The sequence below is a fragment of the Flavobacterium cupriresistens genome (assembly GCF_020911925.1).
GTDB classification, from domain to species: Bacteria; Bacteroidota; Bacteroidia; order Flavobacteriales; family Flavobacteriaceae; genus Flavobacterium; species Flavobacterium cupriresistens.
In genome coordinates, this window is record NZ_CP087134.1 from 3,998,042 (window position 1) to 4,018,710 (window position 20,669).

Annotated in this window: 17 protein-coding genes; 12 read left to right on the plus strand and 5 right to left on the minus strand. The window is 36.3% G+C overall.

The features are described from left to right. Positions 1-28: 28 nt before the first annotated feature. From hxpB to LNP23_RS16955, 3 genes are all read left to right on the plus strand, one after another. Positions 29-703, plus strand: coding sequence for a hexitol phosphatase HxpB (gene hxpB / locus LNP23_RS16945; RefSeq protein ID WP_230002082.1), 675 nt, complete (start codon positions 29-31; stop codon positions 701-703). Between the two features lie 311 nt (positions 704-1,014). Then, positions 1,015-1,752 carry a hypothetical protein gene (locus LNP23_RS16950; RefSeq protein WP_230002083.1) on the plus strand — a complete coding sequence of 246 codons (738 nt, stop codon included), beginning with the start codon at positions 1,015-1,017 and terminating at the stop codon, positions 1,750-1,752. 442 nt (positions 1,753-2,194) lie between these two features. After that, positions 2,195-3,739 (plus strand): hypothetical protein, encoded by a 1,545-nt coding sequence (locus LNP23_RS16955; protein ID WP_230002084.1) that lies wholly within the window; start codon positions 2,195-2,197, stop codon positions 3,737-3,739. A gap of 181 nt (positions 3,740-3,920) precedes the next feature. Here the strand turns inward: LNP23_RS16955 and LNP23_RS16960 are convergent, their stop codons facing one another. The 3 genes from LNP23_RS16960 to LNP23_RS16970 all read right to left on the minus strand — a co-directional run bounded on the left by LNP23_RS16960 (position 3,921) and on the right by LNP23_RS16970 (position 6,613). Then, positions 3,921-5,189, minus strand: a complete 1,269-nt coding sequence (locus tag LNP23_RS16960; RefSeq protein WP_230002085.1) for a histidine-type phosphatase — start codon at positions 5,187-5,189, stop codon at positions 3,921-3,923. A gap of 93 nt (positions 5,190-5,282) precedes the next feature. Then, on the minus strand, positions 5,283-6,179 hold the full coding sequence (locus LNP23_RS16965; RefSeq protein ID WP_230002086.1) for a hypothetical protein: 897 nt from the start codon (positions 6,177-6,179) through the stop codon (positions 5,283-5,285). Positions 6,180-6,196: 17 nt separating this feature from the next. Next, positions 6,197-6,613 carry a DM13 domain-containing protein gene (locus LNP23_RS16970; RefSeq protein ID WP_230002087.1) on the minus strand — a complete coding sequence of 139 codons (417 nt, stop codon included), beginning with the start codon at positions 6,611-6,613 and terminating at the stop codon, positions 6,197-6,199. Between the two features lie 380 nt (positions 6,614-6,993). Between LNP23_RS16970 and LNP23_RS16975 the strand changes: the two genes are divergently transcribed. From LNP23_RS16975 to LNP23_RS17015, 9 genes are all read left to right on the plus strand, one after another. Continuing rightward, entirely contained in the window at positions 6,994-7,914 is a 921-nt protein-coding gene (locus LNP23_RS16975) for a phytanoyl-CoA dioxygenase family protein (protein WP_230002088.1), read from the plus strand. Between the two features lie 209 nt (positions 7,915-8,123). After that, entirely contained in the window at positions 8,124-8,711 is a 588-nt protein-coding gene (locus tag LNP23_RS16980) for a 5'-methylthioadenosine/S-adenosylhomocysteine nucleosidase family protein (protein ID WP_230002089.1), read from the plus strand. 1,060 nt (positions 8,712-9,771) lie between these two features. Next, the gene (locus LNP23_RS16985) at positions 9,772-12,156 is read left to right on the plus strand and encodes a TonB-dependent receptor (RefSeq protein ID WP_230002090.1); all 2,385 of its coding nucleotides are present in this window, start codon (positions 9,772-9,774) and stop codon (positions 12,154-12,156) included. Positions 12,157-12,190: 34 nt separating this feature from the next. Continuing rightward, positions 12,191-12,910: an HmuY family protein gene (locus tag LNP23_RS16990; RefSeq protein WP_230002091.1), complete on the plus strand. Its 720-nt coding sequence runs from the start codon at positions 12,191-12,193 to the stop codon at positions 12,908-12,910. A 6-nt stretch (positions 12,911-12,916) separates the two neighbouring features. After that, positions 12,917-13,723 carry an HmuY family protein gene (locus LNP23_RS16995; protein WP_230002092.1) on the plus strand — a complete coding sequence of 269 codons (807 nt, stop codon included), beginning with the start codon at positions 12,917-12,919 and terminating at the stop codon, positions 13,721-13,723. 14 nt (positions 13,724-13,737) lie between these two features. Next, on the plus strand, positions 13,738-14,484 hold the full coding sequence (locus tag LNP23_RS17000) for a DUF5018 domain-containing protein (RefSeq protein WP_230002093.1): 747 nt from the start codon (positions 13,738-13,740) through the stop codon (positions 14,482-14,484). An 83-nt stretch (positions 14,485-14,567) separates the two neighbouring features. Next, positions 14,568-15,236 (plus strand): YajG family lipoprotein, encoded by a 669-nt coding sequence (locus LNP23_RS17005; protein WP_047777398.1) that lies wholly within the window; start codon positions 14,568-14,570, stop codon positions 15,234-15,236. A 237-nt stretch (positions 15,237-15,473) separates the two neighbouring features. Beyond that, a complete protein-coding gene (locus LNP23_RS17010; protein ID WP_230002094.1) occupies positions 15,474-16,499 on the plus strand; it encodes a hypothetical protein in 1,026 nt (341 codons plus the stop codon). A gap of 553 nt (positions 16,500-17,052) precedes the next feature. Beyond that, on the plus strand, positions 17,053-17,712 hold the full coding sequence (locus LNP23_RS17015) for a GH25 family lysozyme (protein ID WP_230002095.1): 660 nt from the start codon (positions 17,053-17,055) through the stop codon (positions 17,710-17,712). 612 nt (positions 17,713-18,324) lie between these two features. On the opposite strand, the gene LNP23_RS17020 is transcribed toward LNP23_RS17015, so the two are convergent. Further along, positions 18,325-19,722 (minus strand): MATE family efflux transporter, encoded by a 1,398-nt coding sequence (locus LNP23_RS17020; protein WP_230002096.1) that lies wholly within the window; start codon positions 19,720-19,722, stop codon positions 18,325-18,327. Positions 19,723-19,851: 129 nt separating this feature from the next. Continuing rightward, positions 19,852-20,460, minus strand: coding sequence for a nitroreductase family protein (locus tag LNP23_RS17025; RefSeq protein WP_230002097.1), 609 nt, complete (start codon positions 20,458-20,460; stop codon positions 19,852-19,854). Between the last annotated feature and the right edge of the window lie 209 nt (positions 20,461-20,669).

Here is a 20,669-nt window from a genome sequence, read left to right on the forward strand (position 1 = left end):
TATTTTTTTTCAAATAATCTCCCAAACAATGGCAGAAAAACATAAAATAAAAGCAGTGATTTTTGACATGGACGGTGTCTTAATCGACTCCGAACCTCTTTGGCAAAAGGCTGAATTTGAAGTGTTTTCTTCACTGGGGGTTACGGTAACAAAAGAAATGGCTGAAATTACAAGAACAATGACCACTGCAGAGGTTGCTAAATTCTGGTATACAAAATTTCCATGGACAAATACCAATCTCGAAACGACGGAACAACTGGTGATAGAAAAAGTAACCGAGCTCATCAAAAACGAAGGCTTGGGTATTTCAGGCATAAAAACCTATATTGAATCACTCCGATTAGAAGGTTTTAAGATTGGTCTGGCCACTAATTCGCCATACAGTATTATACCAATTGTACTGGAAAAACTAAACCTAACACCGCTATTTGATTCTGTTTCTTCTTCGGATGATGAAGAAAATGGAAAACCGGATCCTGCGGTATACCTAACTGCTTCGAGAAAACTTGGTGTCGCTCCAAACGACTGTATCGCAATCGAAGATTCTTACTCCGGAATGAGAGCAGCAAAAAGTGCCGGTATGCGGGTTGCGGCTTTTACTAACAACACGACCAACGGGGTCGACACAAGTCTTGCTGATTGTATTATAGAAAACTTTAATCTTGAACTTCAGAAAAAAGAAAGACTATATTGTTTTTTATGAGCATTTCTGTTGGAATATTTTTTTAACACATAGAGACATAGTTTTTGAAACTTAAAAAAAAGTGTTTCGCTTTAAATGTGATTTAATAGAGAGAAACACAAGTCTTCCGTAATTTTATAACTATGTCTCTATGTGTTAAAACTAGTTACGTCAACGCGTTAAATGTTAATCTTACCTCCTATGGCACCTTATTTCCTTATAATACCCTGATAAAGTTTAAAATTATTATATTTACTTTTTAGCCAACCGAATAATGTTGCCCGAATAATGAAATCTCGCAACGTTTGGCCGATCAATTATAAGCAGTTAAGATGGAAAATAATACCGTACCAATAGCACCGATATCTTTGGATACCAATACAATATCGAACAAAAAGATTAAAAAAGCAGATTTGTTACCTAATCCGGAATCTCAGTTGGATTCTATGGAAATGAAGGAAACACCTATTAGCGATTCCAGCATACTTTTTAGAGATCTGACCGATACTGCCAGCAAAAAAGAAAGTATTATCCGATTAATTGATAAGTTGGATGTTGAAACTAATCTTAGATACCAAAGAACAGAAGAAGATACTTACTGCAATGTATACTCTTATGATTATTGCTATTTTAGTAAAGTATATCTTCCAACGGTTTGGTGGACAGCCGAATCTCTGGAAAAATTAGAACAGGGACAGGATGTTGAAGCGGTTTTTGAAGAAACTGTTGATCGCATTTATTCCAGTGCTCTACACGATTGGTTCCCTGAATGGGGTGGCGATTTTGGATGGGAGCAAATAGCTACAGTCGATGAAATTCAGAATAAAGTAAACGCCAACGGTGGAATTGGAATCATTTGCGCTAAAAGAAGAGAAAAAGGACTTTCGGGGCATATTGTTCCCGTTGTTCCTGAAACCGCTCTGCACAAAGCGTATCGTGAGAATGGCGTAGTCGTTTATCCACTACAATCACAGGCAGGAAAACTAAATTACAACTACTTTTCGGAGGTTAGAAAAGATTGGTGGAACGATGAATTATACTCCTCTTATGTGCTTTATTACCACCCCTAGCCGAAAATAATCAACTTCGTTATACAAACCTCTAAAAATTTATTGATTATCAATGGGTTAACTGCTTGGAAATAACAAAATAAAGAACTACTTTCGCAACTTGGAAAAAATAAGAATAGCCAAAGTTGCAATAATGCTATTCATCTGTCTAAATTATTGATATAAAAGTGATTAATAACGGTAGTGATTTTATAACCTCATTATAAAATTTTACTTTTTTATCAGTCTTTCAGTCGATACAGGTGTGAAATTTCTAAGACTAAAAAATATAATTCTATAATTTTAAAAGTAAAACATAACTTTTTTAATGGATATTACAACTGTGTTTAATCCGTTAAAAGACTTCTTGTGCCTGATTTTAAATTGATTTGAATCTTATTTTCCGAATAAAAGACAATGCTTTAAAAATATAATTAACCATAAAAAAAGACAATTAGTATAAATGAAAGACAATCAGACAAAAAAATATTATTGGGGAATAGGATTAGAAAACGAAACCTACATGCAATTTGAAGAATCCCTAATAGTTACTGGTGAATTTATACAAGAAAAGATTGGCTTTGAAAAATACAGTATTGACTATAGAAAATGTTATAAACCGGAAAGCCTTACTCCTGTTCTAAAGAAAGCTTTTGGTGTAACTGAAAATTATAAAGTAAGCCGAATGATCAACAGTCATTCGCTGGAAAAACTGGATATAAACTATCAGCACAAAACATTATCGGCTGTAAAAGCACTTGCTGATGCAGAAGAAACGGATGCCGTTACCGCTCAACCTCTTGAGAATCCAGATTATCTTGGGAAATCAATTATGGAGCTTTTCCTTGAAGCGCAGCCTTACAACATTCAAAGTATGATCAGCCAAAGAAACAAAACGATGGGTTCTGTTCACTTTGATGGCGATTCTATTGAATTTGTGACTAAATATTTTGAAAATCGAACTGTGGTTGATTCCTGCAAAGAACTAAAAGCAACTAAAAAGTTGTTTATCGATAAAATCAATGAGTCTTCTGTTTTAAAAGGAAAACTAAATTTTCCGGATTATAACAACGGTCTTAACATGTTTATGACCAATCAGGAAAACCTGGTTTTGTTTAATAATGGAACGTATCATTTTCATATTACTTTGCCAACCCTGACAGAAGACAGCAGGATTACAGATTATACTGATTTTGAAAAAACACATGGTAATGCCATCTATTTATTACAATGGTTTGAGCCGTTTTTTATAGCAACACTTGGTAGTCCTGACATTATGGGGGTAATAAGTGACAAATATGGTTTGGATAAAAAGTTCACTTTAGGTTCTATGAGAAATGCGATGTCTCGTTACATAGGCGTTGGAACTTATAATAAATCGATGCCTAAAGGTAAAATTCTAACCTTTAATGTGGATGATTTCAGAAAACTGCTAAAGTTTGAAAAGGAAGAAAACATCTGGTGGCGTGATCAGATTGAAGCAGAAATGGAATACGAAATGCTTTCTGAAGTGGGGCTTGATTTTAATCAGGAAAAAATGTATCAAAGTGGTTTTGAGTTCAGAAGTTTTGACGAGTTTCCGGCAAAATACCTGGATGATGTTCTTTTTTCTATTATTTTAATTTGTGAGCATTCTTTAAACCTGCCTGATGTACAGTGGGGTCACGACAGTAAAGCTTGGAATAATTTAGTCTTTAAAACCTTGAAAATGGGTTATTTGACTGAGATCAATGAGGAGGAAAAGAAAGAAATTTTAGATTTATTACAACTATTAAATCCATCAGACAGCAATTACAATACATTAAAAGCTGAATTTGAAGCTATTGTCTTATTAGATGAATTTTTCTTTAAGATTCTTGCTGTTTTACATGATAAATACAAAGACAACAATGTTTGTCTGGATGCGATGTACGGACAAAAAACAAGTTCTCCACCAAAATGGGACAACTTTAATAAATACCAAACAGAAAGACACTTGCAACAAATAGGTTCTTTTTGTGATAATTAGAAGTTTAATTTTTGACTAAAACCAACGGCCAAATTCGATTATGAATTTGGCCGTTAGTTTTTTTGATCTTTTGCTACGAATTTCACGAATTATCACGAAATGTTTTTTTTGCCACAGATTAAAAAGATTTGCACAGATTATTTAATCCTTTTAATCTTTTAAATCTTTGGCAATTTTTCCTCTATAAAAGTCCTTTATAATACTTTTCTACATCCTTCCAATGGTAATACGGCTCTAGATCTGTCTTTATAGTCGGAACAAGGATTTCTTTTTCATGAAGTAAGAATTTGATCAGTATATCCTCTGATTTTCGTTTGCGGAAAAATACCATTTGTATGTTTCCGGCCATGGGAGCAATTCTGAAATTATTCCATGCTTCGTAAAAAGTAGCGGGATCAGAGACACTGTTATAACTTCCGTCTAAATGGAGAAGCATTGCCAGTGTGATTAAATTACCATCGTGCGCAAAACGAAGTGTAGCGCCTTTGCCTTTAGATGCAATCATCGCATTGGCACTTTCTATGATATTTTTTAAGGTTGGCTTTTGATTTTCAAACATGATTCCTTTGTTTACAGCAGCATTGGCATCACTCACATATTGACGGTAGTTTGTGGTTTGCCACAAATCAAAAAGTTCTTGTTTTTCAAACAGATCGTAGAAATTCAGCTTTGTTTCTACGTTTTGCATTCCTCCTGCTATGGCGAATAGTTTTTTCATAAGAGCACTTGGATCTACTTTTTTTGCTACATAATCGGTATTCGAAAATAGCGACTTAACCAAACGATCGGGATGGATGTGTTTGTCTTCAAATTCCTGGTATTCTTTTTTCCAGGTATCTTTAGCGGCTTTAAAGGCAGTTGCTTCGGGAGTGTTGTAGTTGAGATAACGTTGCCATTTTATACCGGCATTTCGGTCAATTTTTAAATCCGGATTAATTTCTTTAAGTCTTTCGCAGAATGCATCCATACTGAGTACAACGCGCACTACTGTTGTAGCGCTGGCTTCTATTTGAGCATCCTTGACAAACACTTTTGGGTATTGTTTGTACATGCGCTCTGCAATGCCTCTCTGTTCTTTCTGTCCCAAAGGAGCAAGATCTCCTCCGCGAAATTCTACCTCTTTCCAAAGTTGCTGTAATCGCTTTAGAACATCGTTACCCAGACTTGTTAGCGTATTGTTTTTATTGGCTTCTTCAAGCAAATCTAATACCTCTTTATATTCAGTATCACTTGTCAAATAGCGCGATCCATGACGTCCGAAATGGCTTATGTAAAAGGCTTGGTATCCTTTTGGCGCGGCCGTAGTAGTCGCAATATCTTTGGTAGGATAAGCATAATTAACTCCGGCTGTTTTCTCGGGAGTATCAGACAATTCTTGTTGGATTGATTGTCCTAAAACAACAGATAAATTGGTAATTGCAATTAATAGCGCTAAGTAGATTTTCTTCATTTTGGTTTCGGTTACTGCAAGGCAAATATATTCTAAATATCAGAAAATCGCTGCTGGCCTTTAGAATATAAATTACCCTTCCCTATTCCACTTTTAGAATGTTGTTTTGTACCCTATCCCTATCGTATATTTTCTTGTCAAACCATCAGGTCTTACGTCTCTGACTACAAATGGCGTAGCTAAAGAGAGTTCCAAACTTCCTCCTTTAAAAGAATAGGCAGAAATAAGATTCCCGTTGATCGTAAGCCCTTCGGATCCTTTTATTGCTTGTCTTACCCCATAAATATCTTCGTAGGTATCTTCACCTAAATGATAAATAAACAGCACATTGGGTTTGAAACTAAACTTAGAATTTCTTGTTTCAATAGTATAAGTAGTACGAAAAAGCACATCGGGTTTACGTTCAAAAAGATTTGTAGTCGGAAAATCGGTTGTTCCGGAATATTCTGCTATGTATGAATTTGTGTTAATATTAATCACAGGCAATTGCAGTGCTGAGATAAAATCCAGTTTTTTATACGTTAGATTGACGCTTCCTATAAAATCAAACGTCCCCAAACTACTCTGATAATCCAACGGAAGCGGGTGATCGTTTATTTTAAGATTAGAGCTGTTAAACGGGATCTTTAGCCCTGCTGTATAACTCCATTTGTATACTTTATTAGAGCGTGTTTTATAATGTGCTGTTAAAAAAGCATCACCTATAGAGCCTCTGTCTCCAAAACTCCCGCTGGCAAAAGAGGAAGTGATCTTAGCACTTCCAGACCATCTTTTATTAAAATTACGTGTATAAGAAACATAAGGTGAAATATAAGTTACATCTGATTCTCCTGCACCAAACACAGTGCTAATTTCGATCGCATTTTTTGCAATACTATCGGTTGCATACGTATTGTTTATGCTGCAAACTCCCGCATCACTACAGCCTTGCGCTTTTATACCTACGTAAAAAAACATACAAACAATTAAATAGATTTTTTTTGATTTCATAATAATAGTAGGTTTAGTTAAAGTTTTGCAAAGGCAAAAAGGTGGTTGAACTGCTGACAGTGTATCAATACATAGGGATAAACGGAAAGATCGACATTGTCCGGAATTCTAAAGGCTTGATTAGTACCATTTCCAAGAGATCCCAAATTGACAAAATTAACAGGGGAACTGCTTTTAGAAAGATAAACTTTTAAGTCAGGACCGTTTGTGACTGTGAAATTCTCGAGAGCTAAATTGCGATGTGTACCATCGCTATAAATTTTAGCGCTTCCGGAAACGGAATGACCTGATGTGGGAGCAAAATTTCCTGACGAAGTAACCACAGCTGTCTCCGGAATTTCTACAGAGCCAACCGGTTTGCGGGTGAGCTCTCCTTCTGATTCACAGGAACTCAATACTGAAATTAGAAACAATAGATAGATTGTATTTTTCATAGCGTATACTTTATATTTCAAAATTAAACACTATAAACAAAGGAGATTGTCACCTATCTTACATTTGGGATAAGATAGTGAAGAGAATATTATTGTTTTTGCTCTCAAACGGTTACTTACAAAAACTTCTACTTGTCAATTTACTTGCCGTAAAGCGCTATAAAGCTACATTGCTTTCATATAAAACAGGTATTTATACTTTAGATCGGAAACTTAAAAAAAACTATTTTTGAATCTGCCTAAAATCTTTATCCAACTACGGCATCAAAACTATCTTACCCTAAAAAGAAGAATTCATTTATGTGCTGTGAAATAAGATTTCAAAATGGTTAAAATTCGAAGTAAATTTAAATCTGCAAAACCATAAACGCTAAAAAAATATGCCTTGGACTATTCTTGAAAAACTATGGAAGCGCACTTTAAACCCATCCGGTTCTTCTGCTACAAATACTAAGCAAACCTGGGATGATGAAATTAAAACCTTATACCAGCTAGGCATTAGTATCGAAGATGTACTACAGTTTTTATACTTTGAAAAACCTGATTTCGAAATTTTTAAAGTTTGGATTAACACCAATCGGAAAAACGAAAATTCCGAGTTTGAAGACTTGGCAACCAAAGTACTTTCAGATGAAGATCTGCAGTTTTGGAACAAAAACGGTTACGTCATTGTAAAAAATGCGATTTCAAAAAAGGATTGTGAAGCTACGCAGCAGGCCATTTGGGATTTTTTAAAAATGGACCCCGACACTAAAGAAACCTGGTACAAAAGGCATGAGAATCAGAAGGGACTAATGCTTAATTTTTCGGATCATGAGACCTTAAACAGAAATCGATTATCTCCAAGAATTAAAAAGGCTTACGAACAACTTTATAATACAACCAAAATATACAAAACCATTGATAAAGTAAGTTTTAACCCTCCTGAGACCGAAGATTTTACTTTTATCGGAAGTCCTCTTCATTGGGATACTAATTTAAAACAACCCATTCCGTTTGGACTTCAGGGACTGCTTTATCTCACCGATTGTGGTGCAAATGATGGTGCTTTTCATTGTGTGCCGGAGTTTCATAATCATATAAATAACTGGCTGAATACCCTTAAAGCCGGTGAAAACCCAAGAGAAAAGGCATTTAAAACCTTGAAGCCAGAACCCATACTTGGCGATGCCGGCGATTTTATAATCTGGAACAATACTTTGCCACACTGTGCTACACCAAACAAAGGAAAAAGCCCCCGAATGGTACAATATCTCACTTATCTGCCTGATGATTTTATCACACTTGAGGAATGGGTTTGATTTTTATACTTCAACTTTAAAAAACAACGATCTTAATAGGTGGTCTTTGGATTAAAATACAAGAATCACTTCCCTGTTATTTGTCTGGCACTTCTCCTTTTTAAGATATCTTTTGATACTGTAGAATCAAATGGAGTGCTGCTGCATTTTTTAATATCTTTGGCTGATACTTTTTTAGCACATCGCTAAAACCAATGAAATAAAAATTAATGATACTACTAGATAACAACGACCGTTTTAATGTTTCAGAAACTCTTTTTGTTTTTGCATTGGAGTCAGAAGCTGGAAATGTTTTTGACGGAATGAATAAATTGATAACCGGTATTGGAAAAGTAAATGCTTCGATAGCATTGACCAAAGCTATAATCCATCAAAAGCCAAAATTGATCATTAATCTGGGCTCTGCCGGAAGTAGTCGTTTTAACAAAGGTGAAGTAATATGCTGTAGAAATTTTATTCAGCGTGATATGGATGTTAGAGGTCTTGGTTTTTTGGAGTACGAAACGCCACTCTCGGGTATTCCTGTCGTACTTGAACACGGTCATTCTATGGGTGGTCTGCAGGAAGGAATTTGCGGAACAGGAGACAGTTTCGAGATGAATCACCTCAATGATGCCTACAATGTAATCGATATGGAAGCTTATCCGCTGGCTTTAATCGCAAAAATGGAAAACATCCCTTTTCTGTGTCTAAAGTATATTTCAGATGATGCCGGAGACAACGCTGCTGAGGACTGGACTGTACAGGTGCATCTTGCTGCACATGCCTTCAAAAAAATACTATTCCCTACTGAATAATTCGAGTTTTAAAGAGATTTGGATTAAGTAAATCTGTTTTTGAGATTAGAAGAAAAGGTTTCTCTTTGAAGTAAATCTGACAGGTTTTTGAAACCTGTCAGATTTGGTTTTTGGGGTATTAGGTCTACAACCTTTGAAGCGGTAAAAAAACGAATCTCAAAATTTAGGTTATCTAAAAAAAACATCAGTTTGTCATTTCGAGCGAAGTCGAGAAATCACGCAAGAAATTCCATAAAGAAAAGTGCCAATCTTTGTCGAATATTGGATGTGATTTCTCCTTCGTCGAAATGACAAATTACAAGAAATTAGATTGGAGAAAAGCCTCTCTTTGAAGTAAATCTGACAGGTTTTTGAAACCTGTCAGATTTGGGTTTTGGGGTATTAGGTGTAAAACCTTTGAAGCGGTAAAAAAACGAATCTCAAAATTTAGGTTATCTAAAAAACACAACCAGTTTGTCATTTCGAAGAATGAGAAATCACACAAGAAATTCCATAAAGAAAAGCGTCAATCTTTGTCGAATATTGGATGTGATTTCTCCTTCGTCGAAATGACAGAATTACAAGAAATCGGGCTTGACGAGGCAACAATGTCGCTGGTTAAACTATAATATAAGATGTTCCGGTTTGTACTTCTGAAAATTCAAATTCTTACAATATTCTACTCCCTTTCACAGCTATTCGAATAAAGAAAAAGCAATAAAACTTCCTGTTTTCTGAAGAATTAAAGATTAGATGCTACACTAAATTTAATTTTTGAATACATCCTATAATTAATTCGACGCTTTCAAACTTAGAAAAATGATTTTAGACCTTAGCTATTTATGTTAATTTTTTCTTAAAAACATTTTTCTATCTATTTTGAAACAACACAACTAATAAATTGATTTTAAACAATTAAAACAATCTTATCTCATTTATTAACTTAAGCTCAATATTTAACAATTTAACGCTATTTTATTAAACATGTAAAAAAAAGACTATCAATACTATTTTAATTATTATTTTTACACAGTCTAAATAAAGATAGTAGGAGGATTATTTTCCTACAACAATAATTGAAATGAAAAGCAACAAAATTACAACGTTCCTAAAAAACGCAGCCCTCCATGTTTTTGTACTACTGTTTACCAGTATAACACATGCACAAAACAAAACAGCAATAAGTGGTATAATTCAGCATAATGGTGCTCCGATTTCAGACGCTTTCGTGGAATTGCAGCCTATCGGTAAGTCCACCACGTCTGCTACTAACGGTTCTTTTTCGTTTACAGAATTGCCCAATGGGGTTTATACCATCAGAATTGCAAATGCAGGCTATAAAGACCATGTTCAAGAGCTTATACTAAACGGACAAGCAATTAAACCACTGCAGATAAAAATGGAAGCTGCGATTGATTTAAAAGAAGTAAATGTAATTGGTAACAAAACAAAAAGTAACCCGGAAAACCTGATCAATGCAAAATATAGTGCCATGCCCGTAACCGTAATCGACCGCAGAACCATAGAACTTATGGGCAGTCGAAGATTGGATGAAATTCTGAAAGAGCAGACCGGAATTGCTATCGTCAATAATATTGGTGGCGGTGCAAGATCTGTGGGTGTTCAAATGCAGGGCTTTGGCAGCGAGTATATTATGGTGCTTATTGATGGCCAGCCTATGGTAGGTCGCAACAACGGGAATTTTGATCTTTCGCGAATCAGTGTTTCTAATATTGAACGTATCGAAATCATAAAAGGAGCCTCCTCCAGTCTTTACGGAAGCGAAGCGCTTGGCGGAACAATCAATATTATTACAAGAAATGGTGTGCTTGATCCTCAGCTACAGGCCGGCATTAGTTATGGAAGTCTAAATATAGTAGATGCTACTTTAGAGGGGGAAACACCATTTCTCAAAAACAAGGCTACCGCAAATATGGCCGCCAATTATTACAGAACAGACGGTTTTAATACCAATTCAAAATACATCAAAGGCACTACTTCCCCACCCTATGAGAATTACAGTCTTCAGGGAAGATCCCGCTATGAGTTAAATGAAAACAGCTTTTTAAATTTAAGCGGTCGTTATGGACTTCGTCGTTCCTACATGCAGAAAGACTTCGGACTGGGGCATGTCTCCGGAGATTACCAAGACGAGCAGGATATTAATCTTTCTGTCTCGTTAGACCATAAATTTAGCCCAAATCTTAGAAGTAATACCCGTTATTATCTCACCAATTACAGGGCAGACATGAGTGTTGCCTGGCAACAAAGTAATTCTACCGCCAGTCAGGACGTCTTTAAACAGACCTTACATCGTTTTGAGCAGCAATTTTCATACAGTACAACTAATTCATACCAAATCGTGGCAGGAATTGGTGGTAGTACAGAAAATATGAACGACGATGCACTTACCAACGTAAATTCGTTAAACACCTTCTTTTCTTATGTTCAGGGTGAATGGACTCCATTTGAAAAACTAAAAGCAGTTGGTGGTCTGCGATACGATCATACTAATAATTTTGGAGGAAGGATAAATCCTAGTTTTGGTTTGCAGTATTTTATCAGTCCGAAAATAACTTTTAAGGCAGGTATCGGTACTGGTTTTAAAGCTCCGGATTTCAAGACCAATTATCTGGTTTTTTATAACTCTACCGGTAACTATCTTGTAATTGGTAATGCCGTACTGGCACCCACCTTACAACAATTACAGCAAGATGGGCAAATTAGCGAAATCAGACAATATATACTAAATCAGACCGCGGGAAATCTGCAGGCCGAGAAAAGCACTTCTTACAATACGGGATTAACGCTGCAACTTTCGAAAGGATTTAAGGCCGAAGGGAATTTATTTTATCATAAAATAACTAATCAGATTAACAGCATACAAGTAGCTACCGGAAGTAACAACCGCATTATTTACACGTATCAAAACCTCCCGGAAGCTGTTAATAAAGGGTTTGAACTTTCCTTTAAAGCCAGTCCAATAAAAAATCTGGAAATAAGTGCAGGTTATCAATATTTAATAGCCAAAGATCTGAGTATTAAAGATAGTATTAGCTCCGGAAAATGGCCTTATAGTCAAAACATACACGATCCTGCCACGGGAAGATCTTATAAACCAAGGCCTTCTGACTATTGGGGAATTGAGAACCGTTCCCGTCATATGGCTAATGCTACTCTTTTTTACAATCATGCCCCGTGGAAGCTTAATGCCAACGTGAGAGTAAACTTCAGAGGTAAATATCCTTTTGGTGATCGCAACGGAAACCAGTTCATAGACAAATATGACATTTTTGTGAAGGACTACTTTCTCACCAATGCCAGTCTCGAAAAACAGCTGTTAAAAGATCATTTGAGAATCAGACTTACAGCCGATAATATTTTCAACTATACAGATCCGCTAATGCCGGGACAACCGGGACGCATAATCCTCGCCGGCGTAACGTATCGTTTCTTTAAAGAGTAATAAAAATAATTCCACAACTTTAAATAAAATTATAATGACAACAATCCGAACTATAAAAAAATGCTCTTTTGCGCTCCTAATGCTCTCCGTCCTAAGCTTGACTTCGTGCAGTAGTAACGAAGAAAATACAACTTCCGGTCTTGAAGATGGTAAAAGCATCGTAATAAAAGATCTTGCAGGTGATACCGGAGCTGCAATGGGCGATGGTACAAAAGGAAAAGAGAATCGAAACTTTCACACGTTTCTGTTCCGTTTTAGCGACCAAAAACAAATCTGGTTGCATACCAAAGCAGACTCCTTAAAATTTATGAAAACAAACGACTGGGATCTTGCATTCACCGGACCCTACAATAGCGAGGTCTTTATCAATAATGCGAAGTATCAATACAATCCCGGTTTTGAAGGACCAGCAGCAAATACAGCAGTAGTACTGATCAACGAAGCGTATCAAAACGTAGATAAAGCACCTGCCGATGCTGATTTTAACAACAGTGATATCACTAAAATAGGATGGGCATCCTCAGAAAGTTCACTTGGCTGGTTTTACTACAGTCTAAGTACTCACATCATGCAGGCGATACCAAATCGTACCTATGCCATTAGACTGCCGGACGGCAAATATGCAAAATTGCAGCTTATAAACGCCTATAAAGGTAATCCCCCTGCAGTGACCGATCTTAACTGGCCTGCCCCCTATTTTACCTTCAAGTACTTCGTGCAAAATGATGGTAGCAAAAATTTAAACACAAAATAATATCCCATGAAAAAATTTGAAGTTCCAACAAAGAAATTCACCAAAAGCATACTGACACTCTTACTGATTACTTCCCTATTTGCGGCCTGTTCCTCTGATGAAAACAAAACAGAAGTACCGGGAAAAGAAACCGGAGGAAATCCGGGAACACCCCCTGCTAATAATGCCCTGTTTTATAAAGTAACCCGAGTAAAAAATTATCAGGGTAGTACTTCCGATGAGAATCCAACGAAACCTTCAGCGACTTTGTATTACAGCCTTGAGGACAACAAAGCGATAGATGGATCTTATGTAAAAACACGCAAATGGGATTTAGCCTTTGGTGGGCTTTACGCCAGTTTTTTGTCTGGAAATAATGGCAGCGATACCAAAAACAATGGATTTCAGGCAGGCGGTTCCGGTGGAATTATGATCGTTGCCAAACACTTCGATCAAGTCGTTGATATACCGGCAGACAGTCAGTTTAAAACGGGTGTAGACCTTATTGGTACAGATGATGCCGGCTCCTTTGGTAATGGAATTGGCTGGTATCTATATGATTTTGGTGGCGATGTTTTGGGTAACAACGATCCAAAGAAAGCACACGTGGCTTATGCCCTTGGAGAATCGCTTAAAACAACCAAAGGGACCGTGATTCCTGCAAGAACCATTATCCTTAAAACTGCAAATGGCAATTATGCAAAAATTAAAATGATTTCGGTGTATAAAGATGTCTATAATCCGGCGGAATGGTTTAAAGATACCCCTCATATGTTCTACACTTTCGATTACGTATTAGTGCCGGCCGGAAGTACCAAATTTGAAATTAAATAAGCTACCCAATTACTATGAAAACCAAAGTTGACCATTTTAAAGGAGTTTTATTTTTGATGTCTTTTACCTTGCTCGCATTATTAACCGCATGTGATAATGAGGAAGAGCGATGGACAGATGTTAAAGGAGAAACTAAAACCGAAATTATAACCGATCTTGACGCCAGGCGAATTGTATCTTTTCGCATTACCAATCCCGGCGAAGCTCAAGCCATACATAGCGCCGTAAATAACCTTGAAAAAACCATTACGGTATATTTACCGGCCTATTACGAATATCAATACCTTGAAGTAGCGGTAACATTACCTTCAAAAACTACTATTTCACCGGCTACCACTGAGCTTCTTCCTGTTTTTAGTAAAGAGCCTGTTACCTACACCACAAAAGCGGCAGATGGTACAACAGCGGTCTACACAGTCAAAATTGTAATACAACAACCTAAGCTAATCGTAGAGGAAGTATCAGATGGATCCCCGGATTTTACTATAAATACGAATACTTCGGTAACGGTACTTGGAGAAAATTTCCTTCCGTCTTATCAGGTAACCAAATTATTTGTAGTAGATGCACAGGGAAACAAAAAGTGGCAAATGAAACAGTATAATGATGGAGTCGACATTGGCAGTTATTATGCATGGTATGTTTTCTTTGACGATCTCAACAATTTACCAACGCTTCAGCCCAATACCGATTATTGGTTTATGATGGAAAGTTATCAAACGACGAAAACAATGAAACTTCCGTTCAGGATAACCAATTAAAACTTTTTAAAATAAAAAATGCCTGTCCTTACTACAAGTGGTACAAAAATAAGCCAATTAACCCTATTAAAATTAAATATATTATGAAAAAAATAATCTTTTCAATTATAGCATTGGCTGCTATTTCACTTACATCTTGTAGCTCTGACGACCAAACTACTGATTTACAATCACAAGCAAGTGCTCAAAAAGAAGCGACTAATAAAACGTCTAAAATAGCAGCACTTTGTACCGTTACTAATGCAACTGTTACGGTTACCAGAACGGCAGCACCATCGTCTACTTACACCAACTGGACTCCTGTTGCCGCTACAATCGGTGGCGTAAATGTACAGTGGGAAGGTATCTACGGAGGTTCTATCCGTCCTGTAGGTAATACAGACAGATGGTATGTAGGTACTGTAGCTTTAAACCAAACTTGTGCAAACTGGAATAGCTGGAATTCAAGTATTGTGGTTAAAAACGTTTCTACAAATGTTGGTACATCACCAGCTGATCCATACAATGTATTAGGATACAACGGAACTATTTCAGGATTTAACTACGGTTTAGGATATTATTCTTATAACATACTTACACACGTTATGACACCTTCAAAAGCAATTGTGATCTGGAAAACGACTTCAGGTACAAATTCACAATCTGTTACAAGTCCTTCAACTGCAACAGAAGCATACCTTGTTAAAGTAACTGCTGTTACTCCGGGAGCTTCAAACAGTGTTGTAACTTATAACTGGACACAAGTAAAATAATTAATAACAATATAAAAAAACATGGGATCATAAAACTGCTAGAGAAAATTGTAATAAAAGCTGACCGGCTATCCATTGCATAATTACTTTAACGACTTATTCCCCCATGGCTTAAAAACGGCTTTATAAAGTTACCGCAAACATTGTAAGTGCAGGCATTTAAAAAAATACACAGACTTAATCAATAAGCTGCAAAATTAATAAAATTATTTAAAAAATTAAATAAACAATACCATCATGAATAAAAGAAATACTGCCAACCTCCTTTTATGTAAGGCTGCGACACTTTTTTCAGCACTGTTATTTTTCTCTTGTGACACCGAATACGTAGATAAAGTAAATGATATTCCGGGCGATGTGATAAAAGTTCCGGGATACAACCAAATTGAATCCTTCATCATAAAAGATGCAGAAAACAATACTTTGAGTGCTGCGCTGACAGAAAACGAGATCGTGATTACCTGGAGCAATTATATGACCCTTCCGGAAACTATTAAACCGACTATTATTCTTGGTCAGGAAGCTGCTATTGCTCCTGCGTCAGGTACAGAAATTCCTTTTAAAGAAGGGACTCTGTTTACCGTTACTTCAAAAGCCGGAACAAAAAAACAATATACGCTAAAAATAGACTTAAGACAAAAACAACCCAGAGCCTGGACAGCACATCATCCCGAAACACTGTATAAAGGTCTTTTGCAAAGCCAGGTAAACAATGGTCAGACCGATCATATAGACAATTTATGGCTAAGCCAAAAAGAAACTAAAGTTTACTTCGTTGCGACCACTGACCAAAAAGAATATACTGCAGAAACCGTTTATGTAGGTAAAGGAACTGGTACTTCACCATTTTTAAATTATGGTGTCTATTACTTTCTTCCCGAAAACATGCCTAATGGTAAGTACGATCTTCGTATAAAAAATGGAGCCTATACGTTGCAAAATTCAATTGTCGAAAACAGATTTAAAATTGAAATTGCAGATTCTCCGGATTTTAACGTCGAAAGATATGGTTTTCCTGCCACTAAAAATAAGGGAGAAACTATTGAAGTCAGAGGGAGTCAATTGAACACCATTACGGCAGTAGAGCTTTTTAATTATGAGGATCCAAATGTGGTTTATCCACTGGAAATTGTAAACGTTACTTCCTATAAAGCTGTTTTTAAAGTACCTGCCAATACACCCCCTGGCGAATACTTTGCGATGAGGTACAAAAGAGGGAACTCTGATCCTACAGAGACCTATAGCCCTGTTACAATTAAGTAAACTCCAATACAAAAACACTTTATAGCATCCTTTGGCAAGTAAGACTGTCAAAGGATTTTTTCTTTTTATTCCCAGAAAATACTTCGAATTTTAATAGAAACCTTAACCCTAAAAAACCTATTGAATCCAGCGTCTCACATCAAAAAACAAAATGTTTTTTATAATTTCTTCTCGTTAGATCATACCCAATTTCATCATTAGGAACATGCTTTCGATAGTTCTGCGATCTCATCTTTGCTATTTATAAAAATTTTCAGGAGACCCTTCCATAATTATAAATTAAATCCTTTCGATTATTCATCTCTTTACTCACCTTGCTGTTATTAGTCTTTTATTTACAAAAACATTCAAAACAATAAAAAAAGGTTAAGATCTCTTGCATAAATACATTCATTTTTAATAGTTTAACTCTCTTTAACCTTTATACGTTTTGCCAATATAATTTTACTATTAATTACTTTTAATCCGTTCAAATCGACCCTAGAACAAGTAATCATGATGCATCACATCTTGTTATTAGAGAAGAAAGAATAAACCCATAAAAGCAATAACAATGAGCACAGCTGAGCCAGTAAACAATAACTTTACCGTATTTGGTATTGATATTTCAAGATACCAAGGAAATGAAATCAGTTTTCTTACTAAACAAACCGATAAACTCACTTTTGTAATTTGTAAAGCAACAGAAGGGATAACCTACACAGATTCAAATTTCAGCACCAATTGGCAGGCCATTCAAACAAAAGGTTATGTTCGCGGCGCTTATCATTTTTATCATTGCAATGACGATCCGGCAAAACAAGCCGCTCATTATCTGCAAACCGTGGGACCTATTTTGGATACTGACTTCCCTCCTATTGTCGATTTTGAAGGGGTAAGTATCGATCCCGGAATTAATAGCGAAAATATCCAACCCAACTTATTACAATTCTTAACCTTACTACAGCAAAAAACAGGGAGAAAACCTATTTTATACACCACCAACAATACCGCAAATAAATACCTGACTAATCCTGAATTTGCCAATTTCTACTTATGGATTGCAGATTACAGCGACTCTTTAGCCTTACCGACTATATGGAGATCAACAGGCTGGATACTTTGGCAAAAATCTGCAAGCTACAAGTTGCAGGGTCAATTAAATGATTTTGATGTATTTAATGGGCATGCCAATGCCTTTTCAGAATTCATCAGGTCCAGTAAAATTAAGTAAACGTATGGTTATGGATCAAGTTCAAAAGTTTTGGAGACGGATAGAATTTTTTCGCCACGAATTACACGAATTTTCACGAATTATTTTTTTTTTGCGTCGCAAAATGGATGAAATCATTTTAAACCTTTAATCGGTGGCAAATAAATAATTCGTGAAAATTCGTGTAACTCATGGTAAAACAACCTATTAATCAATAACTTAAAAACAGAGCAAGACAAGATCAAAATAATTAAATAATCTCTGAAAATCTTTTCAATCAGTAGTAAAAATAATTCGTGCAAATTCGTGAAATTCGTGGCAAAACAACCACAAACAACCTATTAATAAATAACTTAAAAATAGTGCGTGATAAGATTAAAACAATTAGATAATCTGTGTAAATCTTTTCAATCAGTGGCAAAAATAATTCGTGCCAATTCGTGAAATTCGTGGCAAAACAACCACAAACAACCTATTAATAAATAACTTAAAAATAGTGCGTGATAAGATTAAAACAATTAGATAATCTGTGTAAATCTTTTCAATCAGTGGCAAAAATAATTCGTGCCAATTCGTGAAATTCGTGGCAAAACAACCACAAACACCCGCTCCCCTTTAATTGATCAAACTATTTTACAACTCTACCGTTTTCCATTTTCCGGTTCTAAAAACAAGAATACTACTGGTTGCGAGTATAATTTCGGAGATCAGAATCGCAATAAATATTCCTTTTGGTCCCCATTCGTAATACATACCCAGTAGATAAGACAAAGGAAGCTGGATCATGTAAAACATCAGGATGTAAAGCATCGTTACCGTATTTACACTACCCGCCGCATTTAAAGCACGCGAAATCACCATGGTATAACCGAAGAAAAAGTAAGCAATAGCCATGTATTGCAGGTAGGTACTTGCATAGGAAAGAATTTCTTCATCATGTGTAAAAAAACCGGCCAGCGCTTTAGCGTAAAACAGTAAGAAAATAGCAATCAGTCCAAGGAAACACATATTAAATGTTCCTGTTTTCCATACCGAGGCTTCCGCCCTTTCCGGTTGTTTTGCTCCAAGATTTTGTCCCGTTAATACACCCGCAGCATTTGCAATACCATATGCCGGTAAAACACTAAACATGATGATGCGGTTAGCAATGATATACCCCGCCAGTACATTCTCGCCCAGTTTTGCGACAATCACAATCATTAAAAATCGGCTTGAAGAAGGTACCAGGTTTTGAATCATCCCTGCTGTTGCTAATTTTAATATGCGTTTCATCAAGGCAGGAACCATCTTTAACTGTCGTTTTCCAATGCTAATTGTGGTATTGTTTCTAAAAAGATACCACAGCTGATAGGCCACGCTAAAGACATTTGCAATCACCATAGCCACGGCAGCTCCTAGTAAACCTAATTTAGGAAAGGGCCCTAATCCAAAAATCAGTACGGCACACAAAAATCCGTTTAGAATATTTGAAAAGGCCAGCGTTCGCATCGCCATAGAAGCGTCACCTGATCCTCTAAAAACCCCGTTAATCAGGATACGCATAATCATAAAGATCAGTCCTGCGAACATCGTTTTAGAAAAAGTATTGCCATAGGTAACCAGATGTTCCGATCCACCAGCAAAACGCATAATCTCCTGATTAAAAATTACGGCCAGAACACTACAGATGACGGAAAGAAAAATTCCAAGATAAATGACCTGCATTGCTGCCTGTCCCGCTCTGCGCGGTTTCTGCTCCCCAACTCTTCTTGAAATCATTGCTGTGGCTGCAATACTCAAACCCATCGCCACCGATTGGATCAGAATCACGACAGAATTGGTAATTCCAACCACCGTTATGGCATTTTCACCAAGACTACTTACAAAAAGAAGATCTACTAAAACGAATAAAGACTCCATACTGAGCTCTAACATGGTGGGTACTGATAACAGGAAAGTTGCTCTGTTGACATTTCCTGAAGTAAAATTCTTTTCAGTTCCTTGCAATGCAATCCTGAATAAAGTAACTATTGAACGTATTTTTACTAGCACAATTATGGGTTTAAAAGAAAATATTAAAATTTATTTATTGTTGAATGTGAGTATCTGTGACACTTTCAGTACTGTTACAGCTGTATAAGATAAGTTTCGGCCGTTTTTTAAGACGCTTTGAAACCGATCTTATCTGAACCTCGAAACTTTTTTGTCTATCGTGGTTCTTCTCTTTGTTACAGAAAGTGCCGAAGCATCCGGGTAACCGATAAAAAAGAGTCCTAACGACTGCTCATTAGTCTCCAAACCAAAGCTTTTCACGTATTCTACTGCAGCGCCACTTGAATCCCAATAGGAACCCAACTCAAATGAAGTGGCACTTAGGGCCATGTTTTGCACGGCACAGGAAACTGCAGCCACTTCCTCCCATTCCGGGATAGTAACTTTGGTACTTTTAGAAAGTACCACCCCAATTAAACAAGCTGCTTTAAGCGGGTATCCTTTCAGATAATTATACTTTGCCGTTCTTTTGTCGGCATCAGAGAGTTCTTCATACAGATGCTTGTAATAAGTAACCATATAATCTCCATATTTTTCAAGTTGGCTATCGGTAAGCACAATAAACCTCCAAGGCTCAGTCATTTTATGGGTAGGTGCCCATGTGGCGTTGGTCAGTATCTCATTCAATACAACTTCGGGCAGACTACCCCCTATATAGGAATCTGCATAAATACTTTTTCTGGAACGAATTATTTGGGTTGCCACTTCAGATGAAGCCGCTATTTCACTTTTTTCCATGAATGTTGTGAGGATTAAAACAATAATTAGATAAATTAAGTACGAAAAATATGTAAATATATTTTGCTATTTAAATTTATTATAAATAGCTTTGCTGAGCAAAATTAGTTATTTATAATTAGAATAAATAAGAATAAAACAAATGTATGTAGTAATTTTCATAAAAACAATAGAAATGAAATTATCTCAGAAATAAAAAACTACCCGTT

Bases quoted from the DNA above. Each gene is read 5' to 3' on its own strand.
- LNP23_RS17015 (WP_230002095.1), top strand. From the start codon at position 17,053: ATGAGCACAGCTGAGCCAGTAAACAATAACTTTACCGTATTTGGTATT.
- LNP23_RS17010 (WP_230002094.1), top strand. From the start codon at position 15,474: ATGAATAAAAGAAATACTGCCAACCTCCTTTTATGTAAGGCTGCGACA.
- LNP23_RS16995 (WP_230002092.1), top strand. From the start codon at position 12,917: ATGAAAAAATTTGAAGTTCCAACAAAGAAATTCACCAAAAGCATACTG.
- LNP23_RS16975 (WP_230002088.1), top strand. From the start codon at position 6,994: ATGCCTTGGACTATTCTTGAAAAACTATGGAAGCGCACTTTAAACCCA.
- LNP23_RS16955 (WP_230002084.1), top strand. From the start codon at position 2,195: ATGAAAGACAATCAGACAAAAAAATATTATTGGGGAATAGGATTAGAA.
- LNP23_RS16980 (WP_230002089.1), top strand. From the start codon at position 8,124: ATGATACTACTAGATAACAACGACCGTTTTAATGTTTCAGAAACTCTT.
- LNP23_RS16965 (WP_230002086.1), bottom strand. From the start codon at position 6,179: ATGAAATCAAAAAAAATCTATTTAATTGTTTGTATGTTTTTTTACGTA.
- LNP23_RS17000 (WP_230002093.1), top strand. From the start codon at position 13,738: ATGAAAACCAAAGTTGACCATTTTAAAGGAGTTTTATTTTTGATGTCT.
- LNP23_RS16970 (WP_230002087.1), bottom strand. From the start codon at position 6,613: ATGAAAAATACAATCTATCTATTGTTTCTAATTTCAGTATTGAGTTCC.
- LNP23_RS16985 (WP_230002090.1), top strand. From the start codon at position 9,772: ATGAAAAGCAACAAAATTACAACGTTCCTAAAAAACGCAGCCCTCCAT.
- LNP23_RS17005 (WP_047777398.1), top strand. From the start codon at position 14,568: ATGAAAAAAATAATCTTTTCAATTATAGCATTGGCTGCTATTTCACTT.
- LNP23_RS16990 (WP_230002091.1), top strand. From the start codon at position 12,191: ATGACAACAATCCGAACTATAAAAAAATGCTCTTTTGCGCTCCTAATG.
- LNP23_RS17025 (WP_230002097.1), bottom strand. From the start codon at position 20,460: ATGGAAAAAAGTGAAATAGCGGCTTCATCTGAAGTGGCAACCCAAATA.
- hxpB (WP_230002082.1), top strand. From the start codon at position 29: ATGGCAGAAAAACATAAAATAAAAGCAGTGATTTTTGACATGGACGGT.
- LNP23_RS16960 (WP_230002085.1), bottom strand. From the start codon at position 5,189: ATGAAGAAAATCTACTTAGCGCTATTAATTGCAATTACCAATTTATCT.
- LNP23_RS16950 (WP_230002083.1), top strand. From the start codon at position 1,015: ATGGAAAATAATACCGTACCAATAGCACCGATATCTTTGGATACCAAT.